Origin of the sequence: Nocardioides sp., from assembly GCF_035697785.1 — a bacterium.
Classification (GTDB): Bacteria; Actinomycetota; Actinomycetes; order Propionibacteriales; family Nocardioidaceae; genus Nocardioides_B.
Map to the genome: position 1 here is coordinate 20,203 of NZ_DASSCL010000139.1, position 7,198 is coordinate 27,400.

Genomic DNA, 7,198 nt, shown 5'->3' on the forward strand with positions numbered 1-7,198 from the left:
CGTCCTCGCATCGACGGCCGGGGCGCCGCCCCCGTCTCGGCGGCCGGACACTCACGTGCACCCAGCGGACGACTTCGGGGAATTCCGGCCGTTGATGACCCGGTCGGGTCATGCATCCGCGCGGCGCAGCGTGCTTCGGTGAACGGGCACGATCCAGAGTCCGGGCTGACCAGATCCTGCCGGTCCGGTGCGGCCCACCGACCCCCAGGGGGAGCCATGACCATCCGCAAGCCCGTAGGCGCCGCCGCGGCCGGCGCCCTGGCCCTGTCCGTGAGTCTCGCCGGCCTGGTGCCGGCGGTCGGCGCGCCACCCGGACAGGCAGGCTCGCGGACCGCGAGCCTCGCCGCCCCGGGAGGACCGGCGCTGCGGCTCGCCGTCCGCGCTGTCGGCGGCGCCCAGGCACTGGCCGGCCTGCGCTCGTTCGAGTACACCGCGTCGGGTCGAGCGTGGATCCACGACGAGGGCCTGCGGCCGGGCGGACCGGCGTCACCCGGCTCGTCGTTCGACCAGCGGGTCCGCTACCGGCTCGGCACCCCGGGCAGCGGCAACGGCGTGCGGGTCGATGCGGTACGCACTTCGGTCGGGGCGGACCGCAACGTGCACGAGGTGGTCAACGGACGCCGAGGGTTCATCCGGGGCGTCGACGCGAACTTCTCGCCCGCTGCGAGGAAGCCGATGACGGGTGACCGGGCCGCCGCGATCCGCGAGCAGCTGGCCCTGCTCAACCCGCACGTCCTGCTGCGGCAGGCGCTGCGGAGCCCCGGGACGACCGAGGACGCCGGCACCCGCACGGTGAACGGCCGGCCGCACCGGGTGCTGGTGCTGGACCACGCCGTCGCGCCGGTACGCCTGTTCGTGGACACCCGCACCGGGGAGATCACGCGGCTGCGCACCCTCCAGCACGACTACCTGCGCCGGGACGTGCGGATCGACGTCCGCTACCAGCGGTGGACTGCCGCCGGCGACGGGCTGCGGTTCCCCGAGGTGGTCGCGATCCGCTCCGACGGTGAGCGCCTGCACCGCGAGGTCCGGTCGGACCTCACCGCGAACCCGGCGTTCACCGGAAGGGTCTTCCGGATCCCGTCCGACGTGGATGCCGAGCGTTTCGACGCGGAGCTCTACCGGATCGGCGAGAAGACCGGCGAGTGGCTCATGTCGTTCGTGAACCTCGGGTTCATCAAGGACGGCGGGCAGACCACGATCGACCCGCAGCGAGTCGTCCCCGGCGTGACCCTGCTCGGCGGCGTGGCGAACAACTCGCTCGTCGTACGTCGGGACAGCGGCGTCGTCGTCCTCGAGGGCGCCCTGCACGACCACCGGGCCGAGGCCGTGATCGAGTACGTGCGGGACCGCTACCCGCGGGCCGCGATCACTCATGTCGTGACCACGCACCACCACTCCGACCACGCCGGCGGCCAACGGGCGTACGTCGCGCGCGGCGCCCGGGCGGTCGTCCACGAAGCCGCGGCGCCGTTCTTCCGGCAGGTCTTCGCCGAGCGCGACTCCTCCATCCTTCCCGACCGGCTCGACCGGACCGACCGACGGGCGCGGGTGGTGGAGGTCCCCTCGGACGCGAGCCTGCTGCTCACGGACTCGCGGCAGCCGGTCGAGGTGTTCCCGTTCGACGTGCCGCACTCGGTCGACATGACGGTGACCTATCTGCACACCGGCGGCGTGCTGTTCGTCAGCGACGTCTACACGCCCGGCACGCCACCCGGTGACGGCGGGCAGGCGCTCGACGACCTGATCCGCGCGAACGGGCTCGACGTGCAGTGGATCGCCGGCGGGCACGGGGGCGTGATCTCCTACGCGGACTTCCTCGCCGACCTCGCGGGCTGAGCGTCGTCCGCCGTCGCGGCCGGTCCGCTCAGTAGCGTGAGCGGACCAGCCGCGACGGGGCGACGCCGATGCCGGCAGCGCTGCGCAAGTGGATGTTCTGCAGGAGGCCGACGGCCATCAGGGTCGCGAACATCGACGACCCGCCGTAGGACACGAGCGGCAGCGGAACGCCGGTGACCGGCATGATCCCCAGGCACATCCCGATGTTCTGGAAGGACTGGAAGCCGAACCAGCACGCGATGCCGGCCGCCGCGAGCCTTCCGAACAGGTCGTCGGCGTGCGCCGCGATCGACAGCGCCCGCCACAGCAGCACACCGAGCAGGAGGATCAGCAGGGCCGAGCCGACCAGACCGAGCTCCTCCCCCGCCACGGTGAAGATGAAGTCGTTGTGCTGCTCGGGCACGAAGCCGGAGCGCGTCTGCGAGCCGCCGAAGAGCCCCTGGCCGAGCACGCCGCCGTTGCCGATCGCGATGCGGGCCTGGGTCGTGTTGTAGCCGGCCCCGCGCGGGTCGAGGTCCGGGTCGGTGAACGCCAGGAAACGGTCGAGCTGGTAGTCCGCGAGCAGGCCGACCTGCACCGCGGCCACCGCGGCGACGACTCCCGCACCGGCGAGGCCCAGCAGCCAGCCTCTCGGCGCCCCGGAGACCGCGATCACGCCGAACACGGTGGCGGTCAGGACCAGCATGGTGCCGAGGTCGGGCTGGGCCAGGATCAGCACGGCCGGCACGCCCGCGATGAGCAGCATGCCGACCACGTCGAGGGTGCGGACCTCGCGAGAGCGCAACGACCCCTCGGTGCGCTCCGCGATGAGCAGGGCCATGCCGATGACGACGGCCAGCTTGGCGAACTCCGCCGGCTGGACGGACAGCCCGCCGATCACGATCCACGACCGCGACCCGTTGATGGTGCTGCCCATGGCGAGCACGAGCACGAGCCCGACGACCGATGCGACGTACACCAGCGGGGCCAGGATGCGCACCCACCGGTGGTCGGTCGCGGTGACCATCAGCGCGAGGACCACGCCGATGGCGATGTTGACCAGCTGCTTCTTGAGGTACGCGTGCGAGTCGTCGCCGACCAGCAGCTCGCGGCTCGAGGTGGCCGACCACACGAGCAGCGCTCCCATGGCGAGCAGGCCGGCGACCGCGAGCAGCATCACCCAGTCGAGGCGTACGCCGCGGACCCGCGACGTGGTCTCGACGCGGATGCGCGGACGTGCGGAGGTGGTGGCGCTCATCTCTTCGCCTTCTTGGGGTCGCGGGACTTCTCCGGGCCGCGCGCCATCGGCGGCAGGATCGCCCCGTCGTCGGCGAACACCGGGAGCCGCGCCGGCGGCTTCGCGCCCGGGAGGGCGGCGGCCTTGCGGTCGACCTTCATCCCGTTGACGCCGTACAGCGCCTCCCAGATCTTGCGGATGGCTGGGCCCGACGTGCCGGACCCGGTGCCGCCCTGGGAGACCATCATCACCACGACGTAGCGCTTGTCGTAGGTCGCGACCCACGACGTGCTCTGCTTGCCGTAGACCTCGGCCGAGCCGGTCTTGGACCGGATCCGCACCTTGTCGAGCGGGAAGTCGACGAGCCGCCACGCCATCGTGCCGGTGCGGGAGGTGCCCTGGAGGGCGGTGTCGATGTACTGCAGGTCGCGCTTGGTCACCTTGACCCGCGACGCGCGCTTGGGCTTGATCTCCTTCACGACGTTGCCGTCGGGATCGACCACCGCCTTGGCCACCCGCGGCTCCCACAGCGTGCCGCCGTTGGAGATGGCCGCGTAGGCACGGGCCAGCTGCAGCGGTGTGACGATCGTGTCGCCCTGGCCGATCGCGAAGTTGACCGCGTCACCCGCGCGGTAGGCGAAGCCCTCGACGCAGAACTCGCGCGCGAAGCGGTGCAGGAAGTCGTAGCCGGGCTCCTTGCCGAGCTTGCAGTAGTAGTCCTTGTTGGACTTCCAGTAGGCGAGCTTCCACTTGCGGTCCGCGATCCGGCCGGGCGCCTCGCCCGGGATGTCGATCCCGGACTCCTTGCCGAAGCCGAACATCTGCGCGGTGCGCACCAGCGGGTCGCGGGCCTTGACGTCGTCGACGTCGCTGCCCAGCCGGGCCCAGTAGCCGTAGCCCACGCGGTAGAAGAAGGTGTTGCAGGAGACCTGCAGCGCCTTGTCGAAGCCGATGTAGCCGTAGGCGCCGGACTCGTAGTTCTTGAAGGCGCGGTTGCCGACCTGGAACGCCGAGGAGCAGTTCAGCCGGGTGTCGTAGTCGTAGCCGTGCGAGAGCGCACCCGCGGTCATGAACGGCTTCCACGTGGAGCCGGGGGCGAACTGGCCCTGGGTGGCACGGAACAGCAGCGGCGTACCGGCCTTCTTCGAGTACAGCCGGGACAGGGCCTTGGACGAGATGCCGCCCACCCAGACGCCGGGATCGTAGGTCGGCAGGCCGGCCATCGCGACCACCCGGCCGTTGGTGGCGTCCAGCACGACGGCCGCGCCGGAGTCGGCGACGTAGTTGCGTCCGGTCACGGTGTCGCGGGTCTGCCGCGCGGTCTTGATGGTCTGCGCGAGCTGCTGCTCGACCACCGCCTGCACCCGCGCGTCGATCGAGGTGACGAGGGTGTCGCCGACCTGGCCCTCGGTCTCGCCGGTCGTGCCGAGCACGCGACCCATCGAGTCGACGGCGACGGACTTGTAGCCCGGCTGGCCGCGCAGGAAGCGGTCGTACTGCTTCTCGACGCCGGCCCGGCCCACCACGGAGGCGCCGTGCACCGAGGTGTCGTCGCGTGCCTCGGCGCGGTCGAGCTCGTCCTCGGTGATGGGGCTCAGGTAGCCCAGCAGGTGTGCCGCGTTGATGCCGTACGGCGCGGGGTAGGCGCGGACGTTCTGCTGCTCCACGAGCACCGACGGGAAATCCTCGCCCTGCTCCATGATCGAGACGGCGACCTGCTGCCGGACGTCCTCGGCGACCGGCACCGGCTGGTAGGGCGAGCCGTTCCAGCAGGTGCCCTGGACCGAACCCGGCTCACCGCAGAGCAGAGTGCGCGCGTGCACCTTCTTGTAGCTGCTGCCCACGACCCGCGCGACGCGACGCAGCAGGGTCTCCTGCTCGTCCTCGGCGAGCTTGTGCAGCAGGGTGCGGTCGACCGTGACCACCCAGGATGTGCGGCTGGCGACCAGCGGGCGTCCCATGTCGTCGACGATCAGGCCCCGCGCCGGCTGCACGACGAGCTCGCGGACCGACTGCTCCGCGGCCTTCGCCTGGTAGGCCTCGCCACCGAGCACCTGGAGGTACCAGAGCCGAGCGAAGAGCGTCACGAACAGCGTGAGCACCAGCACCTGCACGACCACGAGACGCAGCGCTCCCCGGGTCGCGCTGCTGGCGCGGACCCGGTCCGCCCCGCCGGTCGAGACCCGCATCAGTACGCGACCCGATGGGGCTCGATCCTGCGCAACAACCGCATGGCGAGCGGGAGCACGAACGGGGTGAGCAGCACGTCGTAGACCACCGCGACCGGGATCACCGCGAGCGCCTCGGTCGCCGGCACGGCCGGGTCGTGGAGCAGCATGCCGCTGAGCGCGAAGAGCGAGGTGCCGATGAAGGACGACGCGGCGACGGTGATGACAGCGGCACCAGCCGACGTACCGGCGTCCTGGCGGACCCTGCCGGCGACGTAGCCGACCACCACGAGTGCGAGCGCCCAACGGCCGGCGACGTGGTCGGCCGGCGGAGCGAGGTCGATGGCCAGCCCGGCGAAGAAGCCCAGCGTGGCGGCGAAGTCCGGGCCGCGCACCAGCGCCGCCGCCACCACCAGGAGCAGGGCGAGGTTCGGCACGACGCCGTCGAAGGACACGTGTGGGAAGGCGGCGACCTGCAGGCACACCGCCGCAACGAGCAGCGCGGCCAGGATGCCGGCGCGGACCAGGGTCATCGCTGCTCCTCCTGCTTCCCGGCGGTGATCACCGGGCGGTCGCCGCGGGTGTCGGGGTCGACCACGACACCGACGAGGTCGAGCGAGGTGAAGTCGACGTACGGCTCGATCGTGGCCTGGGCGGACAGCTGCGAGGGGCTGCTGCGCACGCTGGTGACCTTGCCGATCGGGACGCCGGCGACGTACGGCGCGCCGTTGCGGCTGCCCCAGGTCACCAGCACGTCGTTGCGCGCCGGGGTGACCGACTGGTCCACGAGGTCGAGGTCGAGCTTGGCGTCGTCCCCGTGCTGGCCGCGCCCGCGCAGGTAGCCGATCTCCATCGTGGAGCCGAGCCGGCCGCCGACCACGGACTCCTGGTCCACGATGAGCAGCACGGTGGCGGTGGTCCGGTCGGCCCGGATCACCCGGCCGACGAGGCCGTCGTTGTTGAGCACGGTCATGTCCGGCGCGATGCCCGACGAGGTGCCGGCGTCGATCGTCACCGCGCGCGTGAACGTCTGGGCCGGGCCCATCGCCACGACCCGCGCGGGGACGAGCGCGTAGCCGGTGCTGCGGGCGCCGGCGAGCAGCCCGTCGAGCTCGGCCGCGCGGTTGCGGTCGATGTCGGTGGTGGCGAGGGATCCGCGGAGCCGGGCGTTCTCGGCCTCGAGCCGGGCGACGTCGTCGCGCAGACCCTTGGTGGTGCGGAAGAAGCCGGGCACGGCGACCACTGGACGGACGGCCGCGGCGGTGCCGCGCTCGACCGGGCCGAGCACCGACCCGACCGCCGAGCGGAGCGGCTCGACGGGTGAGTCGTCGCCGCCGCGCACGTCGAGGGTGATGACGGTGAAGCACGCGAGCAGGAGCAGGACCACGACGGTCCGCGACGGGCGCGGGTGGGGGGAAGGCACGCTCATCGGGTCCTACCGCCGCCTGGGCTCCGAGACGAGGACCTGCTGGAGCGCCTCGAACTCCTCCACGCACTTGCCGGCGCCCATCGCCACCGAGTGCAGCGGGTCCTCGGCGATGTGCACGGGCATCCCGGTCTCGTGGCGGATCCGCTCGTCGAGACCGCGCAGCAGCGCTCCGCCGCCGGTCAGCACCAGTCCGCGGTCCATGATGTCGCCGGCCAGCTCCGGCGGGGTCTGGTCCAGGGTGGTGCGCACCGCGTCGACGATCGCGTGCAGCGGCTCCTCGAGCGCCATCCGCACCTCGGCCGAGGACACCACGACGGTCTTGGGCAGCCCGGAGACCATGTCGCGGCCCCGCACCTCGGCCTCGGGCTCGCTGGGCAGCGGGAAGGCGGAGCCGAGGGTCATCTTGATCTCCTCGGCGGTGCGCTCCCCGAGCATCAGGGAGTACTCCTTCTTCATCCACGCGATGATCGCCTGGTCGAGCTCGTCACCGGCGGTGCGGACCGACAGGCTGGTCACGATGCCGCCGAGCGAGATGACCGCGACCTC

The 7,198-nt window shown here is 72.0% G+C and carries 6 protein-coding genes; 1 reads left to right on the forward strand and 5 read right to left on the reverse strand.

Annotated elements, in window-relative coordinates:
* Positions 1–216: 216 nt before the first annotated feature.
* Entirely contained in the window at positions 217–1,839 is a 1,623-nt protein-coding gene (locus tag VFH10_RS14925) for an MBL fold metallo-hydrolase (RefSeq protein ID WP_325129935.1), read from the forward strand.
* 28 nt (positions 1,840–1,867) lie between these two features.
* On the opposite strand, the gene rodA is transcribed toward VFH10_RS14925, so the two are convergent.
* From rodA to VFH10_RS14950, 5 genes are all read right to left on the reverse strand, one after another.
* The gene (rodA, locus tag VFH10_RS14930; protein ID WP_325129937.1) at positions 1,868–3,076 is read right to left on the reverse strand and encodes a rod shape-determining protein RodA; all 1,209 of its coding nucleotides are present in this window, start codon (positions 3,074–3,076) and stop codon (positions 1,868–1,870) included.
* On the reverse strand, positions 3,073–5,244 hold the full coding sequence (gene mrdA, locus VFH10_RS14935) for a penicillin-binding protein 2 (protein ID WP_325129939.1): 2,172 nt from the start codon (positions 5,242–5,244) through the stop codon (positions 3,073–3,075). The genes rodA and mrdA overlap by 4 nt, the downstream gene beginning before the upstream one ends.
* Entirely contained in the window at positions 5,244–5,756 is a 513-nt protein-coding gene (mreD, locus tag VFH10_RS14940; RefSeq protein WP_325129940.1) for a rod shape-determining protein MreD, read from the reverse strand. The genes mrdA and mreD overlap by 1 nt, the downstream gene beginning before the upstream one ends.
* Entirely contained in the window at positions 5,753–6,646 is an 894-nt protein-coding gene (gene mreC, locus VFH10_RS14945) for a rod shape-determining protein MreC (RefSeq protein ID WP_325129942.1), read from the reverse strand. The genes mreD and mreC overlap by 4 nt, the downstream gene beginning before the upstream one ends.
* Before the next feature lie 12 nt (positions 6,647–6,658).
* On the reverse strand, positions 6,659–7,198 hold a 540-nt coding region (locus VFH10_RS14950), incomplete at its 5' end, for a rod shape-determining protein (RefSeq protein WP_325129944.1).

Excerpts from the sequence above, each read along its gene's own strand:
- VFH10_RS14925 (WP_325129935.1), top strand. The coding sequence starts at position 217 with ATGACCATCCGCAAGCCCGTAGGCGCCGCCGCGGCCGGCGCCCTGGCC.
- rodA (WP_325129937.1), bottom strand. The coding sequence starts at position 3,076 with ATGAGCGCCACCACCTCCGCACGTCCGCGCATCCGCGTCGAGACCACG.
- mrdA (WP_325129939.1), bottom strand. The coding sequence starts at position 5,244 with ATGCGGGTCTCGACCGGCGGGGCGGACCGGGTCCGCGCCAGCAGCGCG.
- mreD (WP_325129940.1), bottom strand. The coding sequence starts at position 5,756 with ATGACCCTGGTCCGCGCCGGCATCCTGGCCGCGCTGCTCGTTGCGGCG.